Consider the following 23,222-nt stretch of genomic DNA (forward strand, 5'->3'; position numbering starts at 1 on the left):
AACTTAGTTTTTCTTTTGAATTGCACCCTAATTGTTAGATGGTTTCTATCAATTAAGGTGCAGTTCACTTATGATACGGTTTCTCCGTAAAGCATCTACTGAGGTTTTATACTACTTACATTTTCTTTTATATTGATACTTCGAACCCCTCACTAAACTCCTTACTTAACTCCTTTACTAAAATAAGCTAAACTTAAATTAAAAAAGAAAATAAAGGTGATTTATTATGAAAAAAACAGTCCATGTCGTTGGTGCAATTATCGAAAACGAAAAAAATGAAATCTTCTGTGCGTTAAGAAGCCCAGAAATGAGTTTGGCGAATTATTGGGAATTCCCGGGCGGTAAAATTGAAGTTGGAGAAACACCTGAACAAGCGTTAAAACGAGAGATTCAAGAGGAATTTACTTGTACGATTCAAGTAGGAGCAAAAGTAGAAGATACAACATATGAATATGATAGAGTAATTGTACGACTTGAAACATACAAAGCGAAATTAGTAGATGGACAACCGAACGCATTAGAACATGCTGCTACGAAATGGGTTACGCGAGACAAACTTACACAACTGAATTTCGCCCCTGCGGATGTCCCTGCAGTAGAGAAGATTTCAAAGGAAGAAAAATAAATAAATGAAATGATGTGAATTTAAATGGAGCAACAGCAACTGATTCGAAAAATCGAAAACTCCCTTTACAAAGGATTTATCGATCAAAACAAGACAGTCTCAGCACAATTTAAACCAAAACTTTTAACAAACAAGCATCATGAAAATGTCTTATCGACAATACTTCAAGAATTAAAAACATGTAAAACATTTATTTTTTCTGTCGCCTTTATTACTGAAGGTGGTTTAGCAACCTTAAAAACAATGCTTTACGACTTAAAACAAAAAGGGATAAATGGACGCATTTTAACCTCGACGTTTCTAAACTTTAACCAGCCGAAAATGTTTAAAGAGCTTCTTAAACTTGATAACGTTGAAGTGCGTGTAACTAGTGAAAAAGGTTTCCATTCAAAAGGCTATATTTTTGAACATCAAGATTATTATTCTTTAATTGTCGGAAGCTCCAATTTAACGGACAGTGCTTTAAAGGCAAACTATGAGTGGAATGTATTTTTAACTTCATTAGAAAGTGGAGAAATTATTAATCATTTTAAAAATCAATTTGAAGATGCTTGGGATGAAGCGATTCCTTTAAAGGAAGAATGGATTGCTAATTACAAACAATATTATGAGCCACAACCTTTTGTTAAATATACTACTTCAAATACACTTGAACTAAAAGCTGAGTATTTAACAAATGCGCTTACTGAAAGCTTAGCCATTCAACCAAATAAAATGCAGACAGCTGCGCTGGAACAAATAAATGCTCTTCGTGCAACAGGCGCTAAAAAAGGATTAATTATCTCTGCAACAGGTACAGGTAAAACGTATTTATCTGCTTTTGATGTTCGAAGCTTTTCTCCTAAAAAAATGCTATTTATTGTACACCGTGAGCAAATCTTAAAGAAAGCGATGCAAGATTATCGGAAAATTCTAGGTGGACATGAAGATGATTTTGGCATTCTTTCCGGTACCTCAAAAGATGTTCATGCTAAATACTTATTTGCAACCATCCAAACAATTTCAAGGGATGGCTACTTTCAACAATTTGCAAAAGATCAGTTTGATTATGTGTTGATAGATGAAGTACATAAAGCAGGTGCTGAATCCTATTTAAAAATTATCAATTATTTTACTCCGAATTTTTTACTCGGTATGACCGCAACACCTGAACGAACAGATAGATTCAACATTTATGAGTTGTTTGATTACAACATCGCCTATGAAATCCGTCTACAAGCAGCTCTTGAAGAAGAGATGCTTTGCCCTTTCCATTATTTTGGTGTTTTGGACTATGAAAAAGATGGTTTAACCATTGATGATACAACAGAACTTCAAAAACTAGTATCTTCCGAACGTGTAAAACACATTATTGAGAAAATTAATTATTATGGCTATTCTGGTGATCGTATTCGTGGATTAATGTTTTGTAGTTCAAAGGAGGAAGTTCATGAACTTTCTACCTCTTTAAACCATGAAGGTTTAAAAACGATTGGTTTAACTGGTGACAATTCACAAAATGAGCGCGAAGAAGCAATTCACAAATTGAATAGTGGTGAACTCGAATACATTTTAACGGTTGATATTTTTAACGAAGGAATTGATATCCCATTCTTAAATCAAATAGTAATGCTCCGCCAAACACAATCGAGCATTATATTTATACAACAGCTTGGTCGTGGTCTACGTAAACACGATTCTAAAGAATATGTAACAATTATTGATTTTATCGGAAACTATAAAAATAACTATCTGATTCCGATTGCCCTCTCTGGGGACCAAACCATGAACAAAGATAACGTCCGCAGAAAGACGGTAAATACAAACTATATACAAGGTGTTTCGACGATAAACTTTGAGGAAATTGCCAAAAAGAAGATTTTTGATGCTATTAACAATACAAATTTATCGACATTAAAAACATTACGAGATGCTTATACAGAAATGAAAAATCGTTTGGGTCGAATCCCTTTCCTCATTGACTTTATTGAGCAAAACTCAATCGACCCTGAAGTTATTGTAGGTTATTCCGATAACTACTATAATTTCATATTGAAAATGAAGGAGTCAATTCCTTCTCTCACTGAATATGAACTATCTGTTTTGGGAATGTTTTCAAAAGAGTTTTTGAATGGAAAACGGGTACACGAAATTCTTTTAATTGAAACTTTACTTTCTGATGAATCAATTTCCAGAGAGTCTTTCGTTCAAAGATTAAAAGAATTTGGAACATATGTAGATGATGCAACAATTCAATCTGTTGAAAACATGTTCTCACTAAAATTCCATGTTCAAAATGATGTGAAAAAGTATAAATTTAAGCCGATTATTGAAATCGTTGATGGACACTATCGATTCAACAAGGAAATTCAAGGAAGTTTGAGAGATTCAAATTTTAAAGGATATATTGAGGATATTGTAAAATGTGCTTATGTAAAAAATGAAAAGTATGATAAAACAAAAGCAATGACATTATTCGAGAAATATTCACGTCGGGATGCTTGCCGATTATTGAATTGGCCCCATGATGATTCATCAACCATTTACGGTTACCGAGCAAAACATAACACTTGTCCAATCTTTGTTACGTACCATAAAAAGGATGAAGTCGAAACAAGTCAAGCTTATGGTGATGAATTTTTAGCACCCGAAATATTTAGATGGTTCACCCGTAATCGTTTAACACTGGATTCCGTTGAAGTAAAGAACATCTTAACTTATAAAGAGTCAGGAATGAAAATTCATCTATTCATGAAAAAAGATGACGGCGAAGGCACGGATTTCTATTACCTAGGCCAAGCAGAAATTGTAGATGGTAGTGCAGAAAACGAAAAAATGCCTGATGGAAAAGGCAATCATCTATCAGTCGTTACGATGAATTTAGTACTAGAGCAACCTGTGAATTATGATATCTATCATTATTTGGTAGAGGAGTGAAAGTTAAACTCGAAGTGAACTAATTGCTTCGGATTTTCCTCTTTTTAATTTCCTGTTGCTTATACAAGGCATAAAAATTTATTCAATAATATAATAATGGAGTGAGGCAATGACTAACTCCATAACAACATAACTCAGGAAGTAGCTTAAGTGTTAGAGTATCTGGCGCGGGTTCAAAATAAGGCTTCAATTTAAACTATGAGGTTAAGAGACAATTAAAAAACTCAATAGATATGGTGGTATAACCATGACTATTGAGCTTTTTGTGTCCAGAGAATTCCACCATGTTGTAGCTTGCTCACATAGATTCTTTATATTCACAGAAAATGTATCTAATACAAGTAGTAATCCAAATAAAAAAATTATTCGATTTTTTTTATTGCCCTTCTCCTACAGATCTTAGTTGTTTTCTTTTTTAAAAATTTTTTTAAACGTATCAGGAATGATAGAAAAGAGAACTATTCCCGATATAATAGCTATGAAGAGTGATAGCGAAATAACCTTACTTATAAGTAATAACACTAATACTAAGATAATGAGAGATCGCCAAACCAATATCACTTCTTTGACATCCATATCACAACCTTTCATGTATCATGCTTAAAAACATAATTAAATAAGTAAAATATTTTATATTTACTAAATGTAGTGCAATGAGTAAACAACACGATAGTTTAGTACATTTTTTCTCAATCTTTTAAATCTACATAAAACTAGAGAGAAATATCAAACAACCCACTTTTTTAGTAATCTAGATAACACCAAATAAATAATTAAAGTATTTAAGCCTAATAAAGTAAAATCAAAAAATAAATTATTAATCCCTAAATCTAATATTTGAAGAATTGATACATTTTCTGATCCTTTATACTGAATCCATTTAAATGGAATTCCTAAAATGAATGCAATCACCAAACTAATATTAGCAATATATTTTCTCTTCATATGCCAACACCTCGGGAGTGTATGTTGTAAACATAGTTTCTTAATTTTATCGAGTCATTATTATTTTCCTTTGGCCCTTAGTTAATATACTTCATTGAGTTCCTGGGCTTAAAAATTTTTAGTTAGATGAATTTTATAGAAAAATTACTTTTTAATCTAACTCTTTGTGAGGCATTGTTATTCTCACAGCTAATTCTACTAATGGTTTAGAAAAAGTACTTGGAATCATCGGACTTAGTAATTCCCCTTTATAGTTTGCAAGCCCAAAAGACGCTTCACCAATTTTAATCCAATCTATTTCATCTGTTCCTTGTATGGCTCCAATAAAGTGGTAATCAGCAGTATAAGAATCAAAACCATCTTTATTAGGATTAAATCTCCAAACTTCAGCTTCTTTAGTTGGATCAACTCCGAATTGTCGGAAGAAATTCAATACCTCTTGACTAGCATTTTGAATTTGCTGAACAAAAAGTTGACAATCCCCACATCCACAATGCGCATCTTCAGAAACTTTTGGAAGTCCTTTATATAAATCAATATTATTCCTCCTATCTATTCTTACTCTGTAATTATTTAGGGTAATTTCGTCCATAAAATTTTCACCTCACTAACCAATTATCATTGTGTAACTAACCATAATGGTTATAAAAAAAATTATCTTCATAAGAAAGACGGTGGAGTTTATTATATAACTGAAGATAAAGGCAATTACAAAATTCCATGGAACATCACAGATAGGAAATACACCTGGTAGAGGAAAAACCACTATAAAAGAAGCGGATCCAAAAAAGGCTTCAATTTAAACTATGAGGGTAAGAGACAATTAAAAAGTTCAATAGATGGAGGGGATAACCATGACTATTGAGCTTTTTATATCATACTTTTTTAGATTGACTTGGCACAAATGTGTACAAGTATTTCAGAGGCTAACCTTCAAAAAAGTCAGCCACTTTTACAATTTTTCTCAAAAAAGAGGTTGTTGCTCAATCAATTTCTAATTACTACGGTTTACTACTTGATTAGCAATATATAATTTACCCTCTCGTTTATACACTACAGATTTTGGAAACTCATCTCCATTTTTTCTTTCATATATAGGAGTACCCTCATTTAAAGAATTAGACTCAAAATTATTATCCGGAATTTGATATCTATTTATTTTTTGCTTAATCTCCCCCAATTTCCTTACTACTTGGGATTTTTCAACTGGTTCCCAGGTTACGACATAGACTGTATCTTGAATTTTCAGCATCTCCACAAGATTGTGTTTGCTCTCGTAAACCTTATCAACAGTTATAAGCAAGGCAATTATAAGTATTGTTGTACCAATAATACAAATCTTTTTTTTGTTTTTCATATTGCATACCACTCTCTATTTATTTCTACTCTTAACATACGTACTTGATGCTTTGCTTATATATTTCGTCGTGGAACCAATGTATATTCCTGCTACATTATATTTCTTCACATTGTATTTAGTCACATCTACATTTCCATAAACACCCGGTCTTGTCCATTTTTTGGGATCAGCTTTAATAGATTGCCCACTAGATCCTGCTTTATCTACAGAAATAGAAAAATATCCATATCCAATACTTACACTAAATGAAATAGAATCGTTGCTAAAATAATAATCCGAGATATTGTATTGATATTCACTCCAACCTGGATGCCAAGCAATAAAGCCATCAGAAATTTTTCTAGTAGTTGATTCCTTCGTCCATTTTTCAGTCCCTGTTGTTGCAGGACTTCTTAACAACGAGTTCGTATTTTCATTTCTGTTAACAATAAATTCATCTGGAAGTTCTGTACCGTCATTCATATATCCGCTTTCTGCTTCTTCTTCACTAACTACTGGAGTTGAAAAATCATAGGACTCCATACTCTCAATGCTTTCACCTTCACTAATCGTTTCTGGAGTTGAAAAATCATAGGACTCAGTACTCTCAATGTTTTCATCTTTACTAATCGTTTCTGCTGAACTTTTCATTACCCCTACATTTAGCATCAATCCCGATACAAAAAATACTGCTACAACTAATTGTTTCAACCATTTTTGAGATTCCATCTTTTTATTTTCCTCTCTTTTCTGTTTTTGGTCTTATTTGATAATTAGAAATATTCTAGTGATTTGAATTTTAAGGTTTTGTGATGTTTACTGTTAACTTAATCCATATTTTGTGTTTTTATCTACAAGGAGATAAATCTTAATTGAAAACACAGATAAAAAATCTTAGAATGGAATTTCCTCCTTCTTTTACCTTTCACCGGGTATGTTAGTAACATATCATTAGCTATAAAAGTTTCAAAATCAATTTTTGCTCCGAATTGAGTAAAAATTGATAAAAATCAGAAAAACAGGCTCTTCTTGGAGTTTGAAATCACAGATAATCTTTATAAGAAAGAAAAGAATCCTGATAAAAATTAGACTTTTTCGTTTAATTTGTTATTGAAGTAATTATAAAGTCCTGTATAGAACCATATTCCACAAGTCTATAAAAGTTTCAAAATCAACTTTTGTGATAAAGTGAACAAAAGTTGATAAAACTCAGGAAACTAACCTTTTCTTTCTAAAATGTGAATTTTCATAATTACAGTAGAGTACTGTTGCTAGACAGCATTCAATGTATTTTCACACAAAAAATACGGCAATTATTGAGGTGTATGACGATTGATAAGGAATGGATTTTGAAGTGTTGCAGAACTAATGGGTTGTTAGTAAAGGGAATAGAGTGGTTCACTTTGGAAATAGCAATTAAAATAAGTATTTATGAAGAAATGGAGCAAATGATTATTTTGAAGAATAGGTATAGCCAGACCACGCAAAATCCCACGGAAAGGGTGTAGACTTTTTCCGTGGGATTTCTTTTTAAAGATGAAAAATAAAATGACTACTTATCCTATATAAACACCATCACATGTATCAGGTGCTGGTTCATAGAAACAATGATTTTTAAATTGACCTGCAAAAGGTTGACCGTACCATGTTGGAGGACATGGGGCATATGGATTGAAGTACCAAAGTGCATATTTCGCTGGATGATCTCGCCAATAATCCAGGTTCATTTTTGCTAATCTTTTTTCATTAGATCGAGCTCTTTGGTAAAATAAATTCCCTTTTTGAACAGCTTCAAAAGAATAATTTCCTCCTTGTACCTGATAAATGACATCTTCTACTGTTCTTAAATCTTCAAAGTCTAAACAATTTGATACAAGACGATTCACAATAACATTGCCAACATATAACATTCCTTGATTTCCTTCACCTTCAGCTTCTGCTCTCATCAACCTTGCCATTAAATCAACGTCAGATTCTCGGTATTTTGCTCTTGGCATTTTTCACCTCCAACATATAGTACGGGAAAATTGCCAACAGTAGTTCATTCGAATTTCTCCCCCTAAGGTGTTTTTAGGGTTTTGAGGTTTTCCCAACCGATAACTGTTATCTACGGAGAATGAGTATTGTTCGCTGTAAGTACCTGGGACTAAAAATGTTGTATTCGCAGCATAAAAACGCAAAACGGCTACCTATCCTAGATAAACACTTTCACATGTATCAGGTGCTGGTTCGTAGAAGCAATGATTTTTAAATTGACCAGTGAAAGGTTGACCGTACCATGTTGGAGGACATGGTGCGTACGGATTGAAATACCAAAGTGCGAATTTCGCTGGATGATCTCGCCAATAATCCAGAGTTAGTTTTGCTAATCTTTTTTCGTTAGCTCGCGCCCTTTGGTAAAACATATTACCTTTTTGAACAGCTTCAAAAGAATAATTTCCTCCTTGTACCTGATAAATAACATCATTAATTGTTCTTAAATCTTTAAAGTCGGGACATTCTGCTACAAGACGATTCACAATGACATTACCAACATATAGCATGCCTTGATTTCCTTCACCTTCAGCTTCCGCTCTCATCATTCTTGCCACCAAACCAATGTCAGAATCTATATATTTTACTCTTGGCATTTTTTCACCTCCACCATATAGTATGAAAAAAAGCCTTCATTATTGTCTTTTGGAATTATAAACATAGCCACAATCCTAAACATAATGGTTCTATTAACAAAAAAACACGCCATTTCTATGCTGTAAGGTAAACAACAAGATAGCGTGCTTGATTTTGTAGTATTAGAAATTCTTTTTGAAATACGGCGTTTTTTTCATCACGATACATACAGGAATCGCGATAATTAAACCGACAACGTTTTGAATTATGTCTCCTGGAATGGATGCCATAGGGGCAACCCAGCTTTTGAACATAATTGCTTGCCCGATATAGTAGACCGCAATCATCACAGGCATTGAAACAACTGCTGCGAAAATGTTTAATCCAATGTTATCGCCTCTATGTCCTTTAGACCAAGCGATTTTTCCGACGATGGCGCCTTGTAATGCGCGGGAGATAATTGTAGTTGGCGCCCAAATTAACCAGCCACCTACGATATCGAATAAGCCCATTCCGATTGCTCCAGCAAGTGCTCCTTTTTTAGGGCCGAATAAAATCGACGTAATCAAAAGCATGGATGTCCCTAAGTGAATAAGTCCGCCTTGCCCGAATGGTAGTTTAATATTGATGAACATTGTCGCAACGAAAACAAGAGCTGCAAGAATTGATGTAATGACTAAATCAAATGTTTTCGTGCGTGGTTTTGTATAAGATTGACTTTGTATACTTTGCATCTGAATATCCTCGCTATGATGAATTTTTTGATAATTTTAATTTAGCAAAGGACTGACTATCGTAAAAGTGCCAATTTGATAAAAATATTAAAGGTCAGTTTGTTTTTCTATAGTGAGTGCATTTTCGCACCTATCTAATTATGATACGATGAGTAGAATACAAGCTGGATTAGTTAGGTGGAGAGTATGATGAAAAAAGTTGCTGTAATTCAGGATATGTCATCCTTTGGGAAGTGCTCGTTAACGGCTGCGATGCCTGTGCTGTCAGTGATGGGTGTTCAGGCGGTGCCATTACCAACTGCGATTTTAACAGCGCAAACAGGGTATTCTAGTTTTTATTGTGAGGATTTAACTTCAAAGATGGATCATTTTGTGGATGAGTGGAGCAAGCTTGATGCGACCTTTGATGGCATTCATACTGGCTTTGTGACAGGGAAGGAGCAAATCGATAATATTTTTCGATTTTTAAACGTCTTTCATTCGAGTAAAACGACTTTGCTTGTCGATCCGGTAATGGGTGATTTGGGCGAAGTGTATAAAATGTATTCTGGCGAGTTGCTTGATCGTATGAAAGAGCTCGTGAAGAGTGCGGACATTATTACGCCAAATATTACAGAATGCTGCTTGCTTACAGGTTTGTCATACGAGAAGTTACAGAGCTATCAGGACGATTCAGATTATATTCAAGCTTTAGAGGAAGCGGGCCATCAGCTGCAGCAGGAGACAGGTGCGAACGTCATTATTACTGGTTTGAATCCGCCGCCAACAGATGCGAACAAGCGCTATGTAGGGAATATGTATGTCGATGCACATCGTTCATTTTCTAGCATCCGAGAATACAACGGCGAGAGCTATTCAGGCACAGGTGATTTGTTTGCATCCGTCATTATGGGTGGCATGATGCGCGGGCAAGATTTAGTCGAATCGATGAAACTTGCCGAGACGTTTTTAGCCGCTTCAATTGAAGCTACATCAAAGGAGCAAATTCCGCGCGAAGCAGGCGTGAATTTTGAAAAGTTTTTACGAATGTTACTTTAGAACTCTCAGAGTTTTAATCACATTTTGAGTATGGTGGGTATTCATCAGTTTATAAAGGATATAATTAAAATCATGACTTGGGGAGGTGTATAATGGATTCAATTAGATATTACGTAGTGCAAGTAGATGAGCGCTATTACCAGGGGGAAATTGACCTTCTAACATTTACGGATGACGAAGAACAGGCCTTTGCGTTTACGGATATTGAAGCTGCAAACCAGTTGGCTAATGAGGTCAAAGGAATCGTCCTGACAAGAGAAGTCAGTTATATGGAGCTTGAAGACTTTTCAGCACAATATCTGGTTGAGTACGAAGCATTGCCAAAAGAAGAGCGTGACACTATAGAATCATTTTGTAGGAATCTTAGTATAGGAATGCTTGATTAATGCCGAATCGAATCTTTTCGGCTCTTTTTTATGCAGTTATCGACTGAGCTTAAGCATTCTATCTCTCAATAAAATAGTTAACGGCCCGTAGCCACGATTAATGGTTGCGGGCATTTTTTGTAATATTAAGTGTGATTTGTGCGTGTAGAATTAAAATGTGGTGAAGAAATTGGGGCTGCATTTTTAAATGGAAATGATAATAACATATCGTATGAGTTAAACCGTCGAACGGGTGAAGTTCTTTGGAATATGGGAGGTTTTAAAAAATGAATCAGACATCAAATTGGCGACCTAGAGGTTTTCTTCAGTGGCAGCTCACATTCCTCTCTATGATAGTATGTTTCATTATCAGTATAGTGGCATACTATATTTTTAATCCAAGTAATATGGATAAAATAATGAGTTTGCTTGCATGGGGGGCTGCTATATTTCCTATTCTTCTAGTAGTTGCAATATTAATAATAATAGTTTTATTAGCTCTTTCTTTTTGGAAGAAAACCTTCATTGCTCTTACAGTTCTAATTCCTACTTTGTTGTTATTAATCTTTTTAATTGTGCAGCCAATTAGTAATATGAAAAGCTATGCTAAAAGCGAGAATGTATCGGTTTCTCTTAGCCCACATTTTTTCTTTAAACAAGATATCTCAACAAAGCCTAGTATAGATGTGGTGTATGGGAAAACTATGGACGGCATTGAATTAAAGCTCGATGTGTGGTCAGCAAAGGAAAAATCAGAGGATGTTTTAACACCTGTCATTGTTCAAGTGCATGGGGGTGGTTGGGTAAGTGGAGATAAAGGCCAAGTTCAAGACTGGAATCAGTGGATGAATGATCAAGGGTACACCGTTTTTGATGTCCAATACCGTATGCCTCCTGAAGCAAGTTGGAAAGATGAAGTAGGGGATGTTAAATCGGCGGTAGGTTGGATTTTGCAAAATGCAGATACGTATAAGATTGATCCGCACAGAATCATTTTAATGGGAGAGTCTGCTGGGGGGAATCTAGCTATGCTTGCTGCATATAGTATGGGGAATAAGCGTTTACCACCATCAACGGATGTTCCGGATGTACCGATCAAGGCGGTGATTAACATGTATGGACCGTCAGATATGACTGAGTTTTATAAGAGCAATCCAAGTAAGAATTATGTCCAAGATGTTATGAATAAGTACATTGGAGGTTCACCATCTGAATACCCCGAGCGTTATGAGATGCTTTCACCTATAAGTTATATCCAGGGAAATACGCCACCAACAATTACGTTTTTGGGAACGAGCGACCGTATCGTTCCTGTTGAGCAGGCAACCGTACTGGATGAAAAATTGACTAAGAATGGTGTAGCGCATGAACTTTATCTTCTTCCAAAGGTCGATCATGGCTTTGATGCAAAGCCAGGTAGTTTGAGCACACAATTTGCCAAGGAGAAAGTAAAAGCATTTCTTAAAAAATATAATAAATAGGAAAACCTTTGAAGTGAACTGCGCCCCAATTGTTAGACACATCTAACAATTGGAGGTGCAGTTTTTGTATGGTCAAAAAATATACTGCCAAAGATAAATTACAAGCTGTTGAGCGTTACTTAAATGGAAAGGAAAGTTCCTATGATATAGCTAAATCTATGGAGACTGATAATAAAGCAATCCTTAAATGGGTTAAGCAATATGAATACAATGGTGTTGAAGCTTTTATTCAGCCATATACAAATTACACACTAGAGTTTAAAATGGATGTACTAAATTTTATGATTGAAAATGGTACGTCCTTAAACGAAACGGCAGCGATTTTTAAGATACCTGCCCCTTCAACAATTAGTGTTTGGAGAAAGCAATATGAAATTCAAGGATTAGATGCCCTTCAATCAAAGAAAAAGGGGCGTCCATCCATGAAAAAAGAATTTAATAAACAATCGAAACAAGCACCAGTTGAAGGCTCTACCGAAGCACTTGAAGCACGTATTAAACAACTAGAAATGGAAAATGAGTATTTAAAAAAGTTGAATGCCTTAGTTCAAAACAAAGAAAAATCACCAAACAGGACAAAGCGCAAGTAGTCTATGAATTAAGGCATAAATATCCGGTGAAAGCACTCGTAAAATTCGCTGGCATTCCACGAAGTACGTACTATGATTTAGTAAAACGTATGAATCGACCAGATTTAGATGCCGATTTAAAAGAGGAAATTAAGGCGATTTATGAAGAACATGAAGGGCGTTATGGCTATCGCCGTATTCGTGACGAGCTAGCGAATCGTGGGCAAAAAGTGAATCATAAAAAAGTGCAACGTATCATGAAAGAACTGGGTTTAAAGTGTGTTGTACGTATGAAAAAATATAAATCCTATAAAGGAAACGTTGGTAAAATTGCGCCAAATATTTTAGACCGCAATTTTAAAGCAGATGCCCCAAATGAAAAATGGGTAACAGACATTACAGAATTTAAATTGTTCGGTGAGAAACTTTATTTATCGCCAGTTTTAGATTTATTTAACGGGGAAATTATCACGTATACAATTGGCTCTAGACCAACCTATTCACTTGTTTCAGATATGTTGGACAAAGCGTTCGAACGTTTACCTGAGCACCACCAGTTACTCATGCATTCCGATCAAGGCTGGCATTATCAAATGAATAAATATCGTCGCGCCTTAGAATCAAGAGGGATTGTTCAAAGTATGTCTCGTAAAGGAAACTGTTACGACAACTCTGTCATGGAGAATTTCTTTGGAATTATGAAATCTGAATTCCTTTACATGAGAGAATTTGAAAGTATAGAGCATTTTAAAATAGAATTAGAAAAATATATAAATTACTATAATACGAAACGGATCAAGGCAAAATTAAAAACGAGTCCGGTACAATACCGAACTCATTTTACCCAAGCTGCCTAATGAAATAACCGTGTCTAACTTTTAGGGGTCACTTCAAAGGCATTAACCCTTCAAAGGTTTCCTATTTAGAAAGTACATGTAGAATTATTATCCGTCCCAAAGTAAATATGAAAATGCTTACTGCAATTTGGATTAAAAAGAGTATTACAATGCTTACAGTTTGTGTGATTCATATATTCATGAATAGTTAACTCCTTTTTACATACGCCACAAAATATTGCCTTTTCATCAAAATCCTCTTTCTTCCATGGCTGAATTTTATGATTAGCATTTTCCTCATGACATTTATAGCAAGGATAATACTCTCCACAACATTTAAATTTAATTGAAATCGTATCTACCTTATTAGAATAGTGCGTACATCTTCCTTGATTATCAATAACATTTCCTAGAATCTTCATATTTCAAACCTCTTTTCATAAATAAAATCTATTTAAATGGATTCATTTCAAAACGTTTAAATTAAAACTTCGCTAGACGTAATCAATCGATTATATTGCCCCGTCATTATTCTAAAATGATGCTTTTCGTGGATTGCAAGTAGCTGGATCGATTGAATAAGGTTAGGATAATGAGCAAGAGGATCTGGAAAGACAATATGCCCGGCAATATCCTCCTCTATATTTTTTACTAGTTCTTGTATCATGCTCGTTTCGTTCACTAGTAATTGTTCTATTTCATCACTGCTTAGCGTAAAACATATTTTTGAGGGAGGTACTAATATTCTTGGAGCCCGCATGCCTCTGCCTTTTTTGTTTTTATATTCCTCGTAAATATCATGTATTTCAGTGGCGAATGGTTTGTTTCTTCGCATTTTCGCGTAAGGCGTTAGAATTAAGGAAAACTTCGTTGCTGTTTTAAGCATTTTTAGGATCAGATAAAGGTGGTAGAAGTGTTCACCGATAGACCATTTTCCTTCTTTCTCACGATGCCATAGTTGTTCCTGTGAGAGTGAATGAATGCAAGGTAGGTAGTGAGTTCGCTGCTCCTGTAATAGATGAAAATGATGCGCCATACTTTTTGATTTCATATTTTTCATTCCCTTTTATGATGTTATTACCATTTTAGGGAAATATCTTATGAAAGTATATAAAACACTATTAGGAATTGTCGATAAAAATGAAAAGTTCGAAGGGGGAATAAGATTGAATAGTAGACTTATAACAGCTGCAGATGCTAAAGCCTATCGGAATTTAAGATTAGAAGGGCTACAAAATAATCCCGAGGCATTTGGTTCAAGCTTTGAGGAGGAAAAGGATTATCCGATCGAGCAGTTTGCCGACAGATTTGAATCACAGGGTTCTTATACGATAGGGGTATTTGATCATAATGAATTAGTGGGCGTTGCTACGTTAGTTCAGGAAAGTAAGCTTAAGTTAAAGCATAAAGCGAGTATTTTTGCTGTTTATGTTTCTCCGAAAAAGCGAGGGCTTGGCATTGGTAAGCATTTAATGGTCGAAGCAATTAATAAGGCGAGGGAGTTAAAGGAAGTTGAACAGCTTACGTTAACGGTTGTGTCAACGAATGCTTCGGCAAAAGGACTGTATTCTTCTTTAGGGTTTGAGGTTTTTGGAACTGAGAAGAGGGCATTAAAAATAGGTCAGCAATATTTTGATGAGGATTATATGGTTTTGTTTCTATAACTTATTTCAGTTGTTCCCGGACGCATTGATAAAAACTCCAAAGAGCTTTTTAGCCTTTGGAGTTTTTTAACTTTTACGGTGAGCCCCAATGAAATAATGAAAACAAGGTAATGATTAAATTAATCACAACAATATCTAGCGCTTACCCGTCGTTTTATTTTTCAGTAGCTTTAATCCCAGTACTATATTAATTATTGATAATGGGAATGCTAGCCAAAACCCTAGATTACCTAAGCGTTCAATTTGAATTGGTGATTGATTGTAAAAATAATAATAGGTGATACCAAGAACAAGTAAAATTGCTAGCACAATATTAGTCGTTGCAATTTTATTGTTGCTAATCATAATTGCCTCCAATCGATCCTGTTATTGCTGTATAGTATGCTTGAAATAAAAATCTGATAAAGAATTAAAGCTTCTCGGATTTGATTACATTACTTGAGATGTTAATCGGAATATTCGGTAAATTCTGCAGGTAAATCATCTAGGACCTATTCTTCCACCCTTTGTTAACCAACTCCAACATATCTCGAAAAACCGCACCTTTTCTTGAAGTAAATAAGGAAAACCAATAAAAAACCAATACAAAAAAGCAAGAATCAATACACCAGTTAATATACTGTTCATCTGTGTAGCAATAAAAATGCTAAGGAACATAATAAGAAAATATAGTACTGCAATTCTCCTGTAGGCTATCATAAATTTCCCCTCCTATTAATTTACAATCATACCGAAGAGGTAAGCCTTTTAGCAATGAATTACATCCATCAAATCATTTGTGGGTTTATCTCATATTTCATTAGCTTGTTCTGACAGCTATAAAAAGACTGTCATTAGTTAAACAATTTGTATAAAATGATTGAATTTTTCTCGCATTACAACATTTGATCATACTCCTTTTTAGAATTTCTGATATTTAATAATTTCAGATAACTCCATGATGATAGCTTCTAATTTATCTATTTTCCTTTCAAAGCGAATGAACAGATAGACTGTTATGGCAATTGGGAACCCAAAATTTCCTATTAAGCTTATCCACATTGATACATTCTCCGGTGTCATAATGTAAATCACCCTCCTGATTAATTCAAAATAGTAGAATAAGGTGATCCTCAGATTGGAACGAGGATCTATTTCACCTTGGCTATATCGCCAAAATTTAAACTGTAATATGTAAAGAGAATCCTTCCTTAATAAAAACAACCTTACAGATAAAAAATATTATGTGATGGTTTCATTACTAAAACTGCTGTTTTATTCCTCCACTTAATACTAATAAAGCTGAATTAACTCATCTATTTGTATATAAAGGTGATTTTTTTACTTCTAGATAAGAACATTTGTTCTTATTTTGGTTTATAATATAGATACTACATTCACTTTATATAGAAAGAGGGCGGATATAGGAGGGATTATTAAATGGAGAAAGATAATCAAAAAATAGAGGATTTCTTCTATAGAAATAATGAGCAGGTTAACAATCCAATTATAAAAAGCTTTTTGTCGGATTCCCAAAATCTTTATTTGGTGCAAAAAGCAATTTTATATCCAACTGATATTAATAAGAAACTCGTTGATGAATCTTTTCAATCTCACTATATAAATGTTAGGAAGACCAAATACGTCAGTAATTTAATTTATTTCTTTAGTTTAGATTTTGATAAAAAAAGAAGAAGGTTACAAAATCGCTCTTTATTAATATTAGATAAGGGCTTATCAGAAAAGGATGGCAAGACTGCTATAGAGGGAATAGAAGATGCAAGCAATGAAACTGAGCTTGATAATATAGTTGGGGAAGGGTTACTGGACAATATTGAAGATGAACAGTTATTAAAGTCCCTACAAAAACTAACGGTTAAACAGCTTCAAATTTTAGAGATGATTTATGTAAAAGAGCTGTCTATAAAAGAGATCGCTCAAACATTACAAACTACACCACAAAATATTTCAAACCTTCACAGGAAAGCTTTAAATAAACTCAATAATACACTCAGAAAAAAGGGGGAATGACTTATGGTGAATTTAGGAGATCAACATAACGAAGAGACTCTAACAATTATCGAGAATTTCATACCTAAAATTAAACATTGCTTACACAATACAGACTATCAAGAAAGGGAAGACCTGGAACAAGAAATTAAACTAAAAATTATAGAAAAGCTTGCAACGGTAAGGTTTCAGGATGCACCTAGTTTTTGGGATTTTTTCTCGTGAACTGTATCCCTTGATCAGTTCGAGTAAATAGTTAATCACATTCTTGGTAAACCCGAGCGTAACGTGCAGACACCCGATCGCATTCGCAGTATACCCGAGTAGATTAAGGCACTACCTGATCATTTTCGCAGCCTACCCGAGCAGATTAAGTAGCCACCCGATCACATTCTCATCATACCCGATCGGATTGAGTTACGACCTGATCATTTTCACGTCATACCCGATCACTTCAAATTGCTACCGATGTCGACACCTCGAAAATTAAAAAACGATGCACATAGCTATGACACTATGTGCATCGTTTTATTGATTGATTAACCTTTAAGGAAATCAGGTTTTGCGAAGTTTGGGTTTGGATATTTATAGAAGCCTTCGCCTGTAGCGCGGCCTAGTTTGCCTTTATCGATATACTCTGTTTTTAAGAGGTCGGCTAATTTTTTAAAGTTTTCTTCACCAGTAGCAGCGGCTTTTGCTTCTACAATGTTGAAAGCAGTATTTATACCAACAATGTCAAGGATGGCGAATGGACCTAGTGGTGCGCCTGTTCCGATCATCCATGTTTTGTCGATTGTTTCTGGGTCTGCTACTTCTTTTACTAATAGTGATTCAGCAGCATCTAAAAATGGAACTAGTAATGAATTCAAAATATAGCCTGGTTGTTCTTTATATAATGGAAGTGGAACCATGCCGATTGCACGTGCAAATTCTACAACTTCATCGAACACTTTCATATCAGTGCCTGGGTGTTTCATAATTTCGGCTGTGTTGTTTTTCCAAATCGTATTTGCAAAGTGAAGTGCTATAAATTTCTCTGGACGACCAGTTGCTTCTGCAAATTGGCTTGGTAATAAAGTAGATGAGTTTGTCGCAAAGATTGTTCTAGCAGGGGCAACTTTGCCAAGATTTGTGTAAAATTCTGTTTTAATTTTAACAACTTCAGGAATCGCCTCAATCACAAGATCAGCATTTGCAACCGCTTCTGATAAATCACTTTTAAATGATAAGCGTGCATATGCAGCATCAACTTCTTCTTGAGTTGCCCCCAAATCTTGTTGGTATAAAGGTTTTAATTTTGTAATACGATCTTGTGCATTTGTTAATGCCTCATCATTAATATCGTATACCGTTACATTAAAACCTTTAAAAGCTGATTGATAAGCAATTTGACTACCTAGAACACCGCTACCTGCAACCGTAATGTTTTGATAATTCATCCTAAATTCCTCCTTCGGAATTGTTACATTAAAATAATTGTTTGGATATGTAATGTATCCCTTATTACAACTCCATACTACTTCTTTCAATATTGAAAAATCAAATGAAAGCCTCAATTATTATAATGATATAAAGAATTCTACAATGGATTGAATTTTCTAAAAGCAAGTGTGGACGTATAACAATAAAAAAATGTCACCCGAGAGAGCGACATTTAGTTTTCCATGGCTGTTAATGCATTATCCATTTGACGTTCATTATATTTTATTGCATTACTATTAATGGATTCGAGCCCCTTAAAAGTATAATTCGAGTTTTGATAAAACCCAAAGACAAAATCGTTAATAGGCGTTTCTTCTTCTCCATAGTATCTATTCACTACATATGCCTTAAATATATTTCCTAGCATATATTCATTATTTTGTACATCTGCTAAATATTTTTTATTTTTATATTCGGCAACGATGTAATCCTCGAATTCTTTGATTTCAGCCTTTGTAGCTGGATATTTTTTAGCGTAGGCTTCAATTGTATCGAACTTTTTTGAAGGAGTGCTATTAAAAGAAGCAACCTCTTTTACTTTACCCTGCCAAGTTACATCTTCTGTTGATTCTACTTTAGCTACTGGTTTTTTTTCATGTTTCTCGTTAGGAGATTCTTCTTGGCTTACTTTATAAGACTCAGGTAGAAATTCACTAGCACCTAAAGCAGAAAGACATAAAATAATAATAGAAATTCCCGTAAACTTTAGCATTTTAATTCCTTTTATTCTGTCCAATTTAATGAAATTAAAAATTGCAAGAAGAAGGGAAATCACTCCCGTTATACCACTTAGTATAAATATGCCAGAAAGAATTTTAAACAAGTATAAAGCCCCCTTTCTTATAGCGTTACTTTAAAACTGATAGCTTTTCCAATAATCTTTGCAGGATTATTTTGGTCTACTATATAAGGTTCATGTTTTGGGTTATCTGGCATAAGTAAAATGGTATCACCTTGTTTTTTAACACGCTTAAGAGTTGCTTCTGTATCTCCGTTTACAAGTACGGCTGCTATCTCACCGTATTCTACTTCACTTTGCTCTCTAATCAAAACCCTAGAGCCATTTGGTATAGTCGGCTCCATCGAATCACCTTTTGCCACTAAAGCAAAAATATTTCCTGCGGGTAATAACTCGGAAAACTCGTACATATATCCTTCTACATTTTGCTCCGCTAGAATAGGCTCTCCACAAGCGATGGTACCTAAGATTGGAATTTTCGCAAAGTTAGGTTGTATTTCAATTAAATTTGTCGGCTGCTCTTCCGTTAACTCAGAACGCCTAATATTAAAGTAGTCAGCCATTAACTGAATTTTATCAGGCCTAGGGTATGTGCTAGCTTTCATCCAATTAGAAACGGTTGTTTCTGGTAAATTTAAATCTCTAGCCATATCTGTTTGATTTAAACCTCTTTTATCCAATTGCTGTTTTAAGTTTATGGAAAAGACGATTTTTAGTTTATCCGATTTATCCATATTAAAGCACCTCCTTTTATATAATGATACCGATAATCAGTAGTTGTGTAAACTTTAAAGTACCTTTTAAAGGAATTTTTTACTTGACTATACCGTTTAAAGGTATTACAATAAATTTACATTGTAAAAGATATTGATTGAGTAGTAACTGAATCTATTTAAGAATAAGGAGCGGGATTTAGAATGCAATAAAGTTAAGAAGCGTGTAGAAGAAGCAGCAATAGAGAGAAATTACGGCGGATAAAAATTTTTTATACAATAGTACCGTTTAAAGGTACTTTGCCGTTGGTTAAATAAAAATAAAGTGGGTGCTAAGTATGTACGAATGGTTAAGAGATTATCAGCAAATTGAAGATGAAATTACATATTTGGAATATAATTTAGAGAGATCACAAAAAGAGTTGAAACGTTGGGTCAGTGGCGATTTAGCAGGAGTAAAACTGACTGCAGAATCTGATGGCGCGAAACTAGAGGACCGGATAGAGCGAATTGAAAAAGAGTTACAGATTAAGCTTACTGAACAGAAGAATTTTATGGAGCTTATTAGTAATTTCAGTGGATTGAATCACAAAATTTTAAAAATGAAATATGTAGATGGCATGACATTAGAAGAAATAGCTGAAGAGTTAAATTACAGTGCAAGTTATATTTATAAAAAACATGCGGAAATTGCCAAGATGATTAGATTTGCTCACGAAATAAAACTAACACATTGATTGCTAATGAATTGTATCTAGAGACCACTTGTAAAAAGTGGTCTTTTTTTTATGGACAACGGTAGATGAGTTTCCCTGAACTGACACCCAGCAGTATGAATAGAAACGATTGAAAATCCATTATATGATGGTAGTGTAAAAGTTCGGTTAATGAACAACATTTACTTTAGTTAGAGATCACTTAGAAAAAGGTGATCTTTTTTATTGGGAAGTTCAGAAAAGTGAACTTTCCTTTAACTGACACTCAGTAATGAGAATAGAAACGATTGAAATTCCGTTATATGATGGTAGTGTAAAAGTTTGATTGACGAGCAACATACAAAGTAAAGATAAATAACTACCAGCTAGAAACCACTCCAAGCCGAGTGGTTTTTTGCTCATTAAAATTAATAAATAGAAGGGTGTGAGTAGATGGAGCCTATTTATGCAAAGTGCAATAAATCATGTGGTCACAAATTCTATGTTCAGCATTTTAAGAAAGACAAGCTGCAGGCTGCGATTGAGAAAACTTATTTTACTTGTCCAAACTGTGGTCGAGAGTATGTATGTTTTTACACGGATGAAAATACACGTAAACTTCAAGCTACTTTAAGAGAGCTGCATCGAGAAATGAAATGGATTGAAAAAGACGAGCTAGATGGGCTGAAGAAAAAAGAGTCTGACTTAAAACAATTAATTTCGAAAGGTATGGCTAGTGTTAGAAAATTAATTGAAGGCTAATTGAATCAGTGCTCTTGAAAGGAGGTGAATAAAGTGAATAGGAACGCAAGAATGAAAACGTCTACTGGTTTCTTTTCAGTAGGCGTTTTTGATATTCCAAAAATCAGTAATTGTAAACAGCTTTTATATTCCGAGAAGCCAACATCATTAGAACTCTTACTTTATTTAAGAAGTTCAATATTTCATTCACTGAAAGGAGATACTATTTTTAAGTCTTACCTACATTAAAAAAGTAGATTAGGAGAAAAATATGAGAGATCTAATGAATCACATTCCCTCTATATTAGAGCCATTAGGTCTGCCCATCATCTTTAATGGATATCCTACGGGCTCAGAAAAGCCAAATCAGTTCATTACCTTTTTAGAGATAAGTGCAAAGCCTATCTTTGAAGTAGATGGAGATGAACTGGAAATCGAGAGGATTATACAAATCAATGTATGGTCGAATTCGAGTTATCATCAGCTTGCAGAGAACATCAAACGATTGATGGGAAGTGCGGGCTATGAGCGAACTTTAGAATATGATGAACCAAATACTACAGGCGAGTCTCACTATAATAGGGTGCTACGATTCGTCTTTTTTGATGAAAAATTATAAAAAATCAGGAGGTCATGTAAATGACAACAGTAAATGAAAAACCACAAAAAATTAGCTTAAAACGTATTCACTATGCACTAATGACAAATGAACAAACAGAGACATGGGGTGAAGTGAAAACTTTAACAATGCCTATTTCTATGACACTGACACCAAACTTCTCAGAAGCGCATTTAGATGCTGGGGATCGAGTAGTGGATCAGGAAGCACAATTGGATTCTATCACAATTGCTGGTGAAACTGCTGATTTACCAACAGATGTGCTAGTAGATTGGTATGGACACAAAAAATCTGCTGAAGGCGGTATTATTACAAACGCAAATGATACACCAAACTCGATTGCAATTGGTTTCGAATCAGGCTCTAAGCTGGTTTGGTTAGTAAAAGCAAAATTAAAACCAGGTGAAGAAACAAATACAACTCGTAAAAAAGGTGAGACAAGTTATAAAGTATATCCATTCGGTGGTGAAGCATTACCACTAATCGATGGTGTTATCAAACATACGGTAGATACACGAGATGCAGGAGTAACAGTGACTGCAGAAACATTCTTTAAATCGGTTGCAAAACCAAGTGAAACAGTTGAAACACCATAATTAGAGAGAAGCCCTTTAAGGGTTTCTTTTCTTTTTATTTCAAGACTCTGTGACTAACTATAATGACAGCATTATTAATGAAGATAACTAGAAAAGGATGGATGAATTATGCAAATTACTTTAAAAATTAACGGACAAGAAAAAATTTTCTCGAATGACTTTGTGAAAGCACGAGTGTTCCGAAATGCACTAAAGATGAACGAAAAAATGCGAAATGAAGGTAATGAAATTTCTGTAGAAACATTTGATGAGATGATTTCCTTTGTTGTAAACGTGTTTGATAATCAATTCACAATTGATGATGTATGGGATGGTTTAGAGGCTGGAAGATTACAAGAGGAAATTATGCGAGTTTTCAATAACGTGCTAAATATTGGCGGCCTTGAAACAAAACCGGCTCTTAATGATGCTGAGGGAAAGCTAGTGGAATAACTCCTTATGAGTATATTAAAAAATTTTATCGGGATTTGATAAAAGAAGGTTATAAATTACATGAAGTCGACGAAATGGATATTCATTTTTGGTT

The 23,222-nt window shown here is 34.4% G+C and carries 28 protein-coding genes; 14 read left to right on the top strand and 14 right to left on the bottom strand.

Annotation, left to right across the window (positions count from 1 at the left end):
- Positions 1 to 226: 226 nt before the first annotated feature.
- Positions 227 to 625 carry an 8-oxo-dGTP diphosphatase MutT gene (gene mutT, locus ACZ11_RS23850; RefSeq protein WP_049669030.1) on the top strand — a complete coding sequence of 133 codons (399 nt, stop codon included), beginning with the start codon at positions 227 to 229 and terminating at the stop codon, positions 623 to 625.
- A gap of 24 nt (positions 626 to 649) precedes the next feature.
- Positions 650 to 3,541 (top strand): DUF3427 domain-containing protein, encoded by a 2,892-nt coding sequence (locus ACZ11_RS23855; protein WP_049669031.1) that lies wholly within the window; start codon positions 650 to 652, stop codon positions 3,539 to 3,541.
- Positions 3,542 to 4,267: 726 nt separating this feature from the next.
- Here the strand turns inward: ACZ11_RS23855 and ACZ11_RS23860 are convergent.
- The 7 genes from ACZ11_RS23860 to ACZ11_RS23895 all read right to left on the bottom strand — a co-directional run bounded on the left by ACZ11_RS23860 (position 4,268) and on the right by ACZ11_RS23895 (position 9,169).
- Positions 4,268 to 4,486, bottom strand: coding sequence for a hypothetical protein (locus ACZ11_RS23860; protein WP_049669032.1), 219 nt, complete (start codon positions 4,484 to 4,486; stop codon positions 4,268 to 4,270).
- 151 nt (positions 4,487 to 4,637) lie between these two features.
- Positions 4,638 to 5,078 (bottom strand): hypothetical protein, encoded by a 441-nt coding sequence (locus tag ACZ11_RS23865; RefSeq protein ID WP_049669033.1) that lies wholly within the window; start codon positions 5,076 to 5,078, stop codon positions 4,638 to 4,640.
- A gap of 402 nt (positions 5,079 to 5,480) precedes the next feature.
- Positions 5,481 to 5,843: a hypothetical protein gene (locus ACZ11_RS23870; RefSeq protein WP_082172881.1), complete on the bottom strand. Its 363-nt coding sequence runs from the start codon at positions 5,841 to 5,843 to the stop codon at positions 5,481 to 5,483.
- A gap of 15 nt (positions 5,844 to 5,858) precedes the next feature.
- Positions 5,859 to 6,554 (bottom strand): hypothetical protein, encoded by a 696-nt coding sequence (locus ACZ11_RS23875; protein ID WP_053093243.1) that lies wholly within the window; start codon positions 6,552 to 6,554, stop codon positions 5,859 to 5,861.
- Positions 6,555 to 7,381: 827 nt separating this feature from the next.
- Positions 7,382 to 7,822, bottom strand: a complete 441-nt coding sequence (locus ACZ11_RS23885; protein WP_049669035.1) for a cell wall hydrolase — start codon at positions 7,820 to 7,822, stop codon at positions 7,382 to 7,384.
- A gap of 192 nt (positions 7,823 to 8,014) precedes the next feature.
- Entirely contained in the window at positions 8,015 to 8,455 is a 441-nt protein-coding gene (locus ACZ11_RS23890; protein WP_049669036.1) for a cell wall hydrolase, read from the bottom strand.
- A 162-nt stretch (positions 8,456 to 8,617) separates the two neighbouring features.
- Positions 8,618 to 9,169, bottom strand: a complete 552-nt coding sequence (locus ACZ11_RS23895; protein ID WP_049669037.1) for an ECF transporter S component — start codon at positions 9,167 to 9,169, stop codon at positions 8,618 to 8,620.
- 189 nt (positions 9,170 to 9,358) lie between these two features.
- Between ACZ11_RS23895 and ACZ11_RS23900 the strand changes: the two genes are divergently transcribed.
- From ACZ11_RS23900 to ACZ11_RS25420, 4 genes are all read left to right on the top strand, one after another.
- Positions 9,359 to 10,207, top strand: a complete 849-nt coding sequence (locus tag ACZ11_RS23900; protein WP_049669038.1) for a pyridoxamine kinase — start codon at positions 9,359 to 9,361, stop codon at positions 10,205 to 10,207.
- Positions 10,208 to 10,299: 92 nt separating this feature from the next.
- Positions 10,300 to 10,593 (top strand): hypothetical protein, encoded by a 294-nt coding sequence (locus tag ACZ11_RS23905; protein ID WP_049669039.1) that lies wholly within the window; start codon positions 10,300 to 10,302, stop codon positions 10,591 to 10,593.
- A 266-nt stretch (positions 10,594 to 10,859) separates the two neighbouring features.
- Entirely contained in the window at positions 10,860 to 12,053 is a 1,194-nt protein-coding gene (locus tag ACZ11_RS23910; protein ID WP_049669040.1) for an alpha/beta hydrolase, read from the top strand.
- A gap of 68 nt (positions 12,054 to 12,121) precedes the next feature.
- Positions 12,122 to 13,479, top strand: a protein-coding gene (locus tag ACZ11_RS25420) for an IS3 family transposase (protein WP_134008815.1) whose coding sequence is annotated in 2 segments (ribosomal slippage) — positions 12,122 to 12,593 and positions 12,593 to 13,479 — 1,359 coding nt in all. Because the reading frame shifts where the segments join, the coding sequence is not laid out codon by codon here.
- Between the two features lie 65 nt (positions 13,480 to 13,544).
- Here the strand turns inward: ACZ11_RS25420 and ACZ11_RS23925 are convergent.
- Positions 13,545 to 13,880 carry a CHY zinc finger protein gene (locus ACZ11_RS23925; RefSeq protein WP_049669041.1) on the bottom strand — a complete coding sequence of 112 codons (336 nt, stop codon included), beginning with the start codon at positions 13,878 to 13,880 and terminating at the stop codon, positions 13,545 to 13,547.
- A gap of 56 nt (positions 13,881 to 13,936) precedes the next feature.
- On the bottom strand, positions 13,937 to 14,509 hold the full coding sequence (locus ACZ11_RS23930; RefSeq protein ID WP_049669042.1) for a DinB family protein: 573 nt from the start codon (positions 14,507 to 14,509) through the stop codon (positions 13,937 to 13,939).
- 115 nt (positions 14,510 to 14,624) lie between these two features.
- Here ACZ11_RS23930 and ACZ11_RS23935 point away from each other — a divergent pair, with 115 nt between their 5' ends.
- Positions 14,625 to 15,122 carry a GNAT family N-acetyltransferase gene (locus ACZ11_RS23935; protein ID WP_049669184.1) on the top strand — a complete coding sequence of 166 codons (498 nt, stop codon included), beginning with the start codon at positions 14,625 to 14,627 and terminating at the stop codon, positions 15,120 to 15,122.
- A gap of 135 nt (positions 15,123 to 15,257) precedes the next feature.
- On the opposite strand, the gene ACZ11_RS23940 is transcribed toward ACZ11_RS23935, so the two are convergent.
- Positions 15,258 to 15,467 (bottom strand): hypothetical protein, encoded by a 210-nt coding sequence (locus tag ACZ11_RS23940; RefSeq protein WP_049669043.1) that lies wholly within the window; start codon positions 15,465 to 15,467, stop codon positions 15,258 to 15,260.
- Between the two features lie 555 nt (positions 15,468 to 16,022).
- Positions 16,023 to 16,184, bottom strand: coding sequence for a YvrJ family protein (locus ACZ11_RS25425; protein WP_082172883.1), 162 nt, complete (start codon positions 16,182 to 16,184; stop codon positions 16,023 to 16,025).
- A gap of 357 nt (positions 16,185 to 16,541) precedes the next feature.
- Between ACZ11_RS25425 and ACZ11_RS23950 the strand changes: the two genes are divergently transcribed.
- Positions 16,542 to 17,132 (top strand): sigma-70 family RNA polymerase sigma factor, encoded by a 591-nt coding sequence (locus ACZ11_RS23950; protein WP_049669045.1) that lies wholly within the window; start codon positions 16,542 to 16,544, stop codon positions 17,130 to 17,132.
- Positions 17,133 to 17,135: 3 nt separating this feature from the next.
- Positions 17,136 to 17,336 (top strand): hypothetical protein, encoded by a 201-nt coding sequence (locus tag ACZ11_RS23955; protein ID WP_049669046.1) that lies wholly within the window; start codon positions 17,136 to 17,138, stop codon positions 17,334 to 17,336.
- Between the two features lie 314 nt (positions 17,337 to 17,650).
- Here ACZ11_RS23955 and ACZ11_RS23960 read toward each other — a convergent pair whose 3' ends face one another.
- From ACZ11_RS23960 to ACZ11_RS23970, 3 genes are all read right to left on the bottom strand, one after another.
- Entirely contained in the window at positions 17,651 to 18,550 is a 900-nt protein-coding gene (locus ACZ11_RS23960; RefSeq protein ID WP_049669047.1) for a 3-hydroxyacyl-CoA dehydrogenase, read from the bottom strand.
- A 215-nt stretch (positions 18,551 to 18,765) separates the two neighbouring features.
- Complete coding sequence (locus tag ACZ11_RS23965) at positions 18,766 to 19,416, bottom strand: hypothetical protein (RefSeq protein WP_049669048.1); 651 nt, start codon at positions 19,414 to 19,416, stop codon at positions 18,766 to 18,768.
- A 17-nt stretch (positions 19,417 to 19,433) separates the two neighbouring features.
- Positions 19,434 to 20,066 carry a LexA family protein gene (locus ACZ11_RS23970; RefSeq protein ID WP_049669049.1) on the bottom strand — a complete coding sequence of 211 codons (633 nt, stop codon included), beginning with the start codon at positions 20,064 to 20,066 and terminating at the stop codon, positions 19,434 to 19,436.
- Between the two features lie 317 nt (positions 20,067 to 20,383).
- Here ACZ11_RS23970 and ACZ11_RS23975 point away from each other — a divergent pair, with 317 nt between their 5' ends.
- From ACZ11_RS23975 to gpG, 5 genes are all read left to right on the top strand, one after another.
- A complete protein-coding gene (locus ACZ11_RS23975) occupies positions 20,384 to 20,782 on the top strand; it encodes a DUF1492 domain-containing protein (protein ID WP_049669050.1) in 399 nt (132 codons plus the stop codon).
- Positions 20,783 to 21,193: 411 nt separating this feature from the next.
- The gene (locus ACZ11_RS24770; protein ID WP_053093244.1) at positions 21,194 to 21,502 is read left to right on the top strand and encodes a hypothetical protein; all 309 of its coding nucleotides are present in this window, start codon (positions 21,194 to 21,196) and stop codon (positions 21,500 to 21,502) included.
- Between the two features lie 250 nt (positions 21,503 to 21,752).
- Positions 21,753 to 22,100 (top strand): hypothetical protein, encoded by a 348-nt coding sequence (locus ACZ11_RS23990; RefSeq protein WP_049669052.1) that lies wholly within the window; start codon positions 21,753 to 21,755, stop codon positions 22,098 to 22,100.
- A 20-nt stretch (positions 22,101 to 22,120) separates the two neighbouring features.
- The gene (locus tag ACZ11_RS23995; protein WP_049669053.1) at positions 22,121 to 22,696 is read left to right on the top strand and encodes a major tail protein; all 576 of its coding nucleotides are present in this window, start codon (positions 22,121 to 22,123) and stop codon (positions 22,694 to 22,696) included.
- A gap of 108 nt (positions 22,697 to 22,804) precedes the next feature.
- Positions 22,805 to 23,128, top strand: coding sequence for a phage tail assembly chaperone G (gene gpG, locus ACZ11_RS24000; RefSeq protein ID WP_134008643.1), 324 nt, complete (start codon positions 22,805 to 22,807; stop codon positions 23,126 to 23,128).
- Positions 23,129 to 23,222 lie beyond the last annotated feature (94 nt).

This window comes from Lysinibacillus xylanilyticus (assembly GCF_001183605.1).
Lineage (GTDB): Bacteria > Bacillota > Bacilli > Bacillales_A > Planococcaceae > Lysinibacillus > Lysinibacillus xylanilyticus.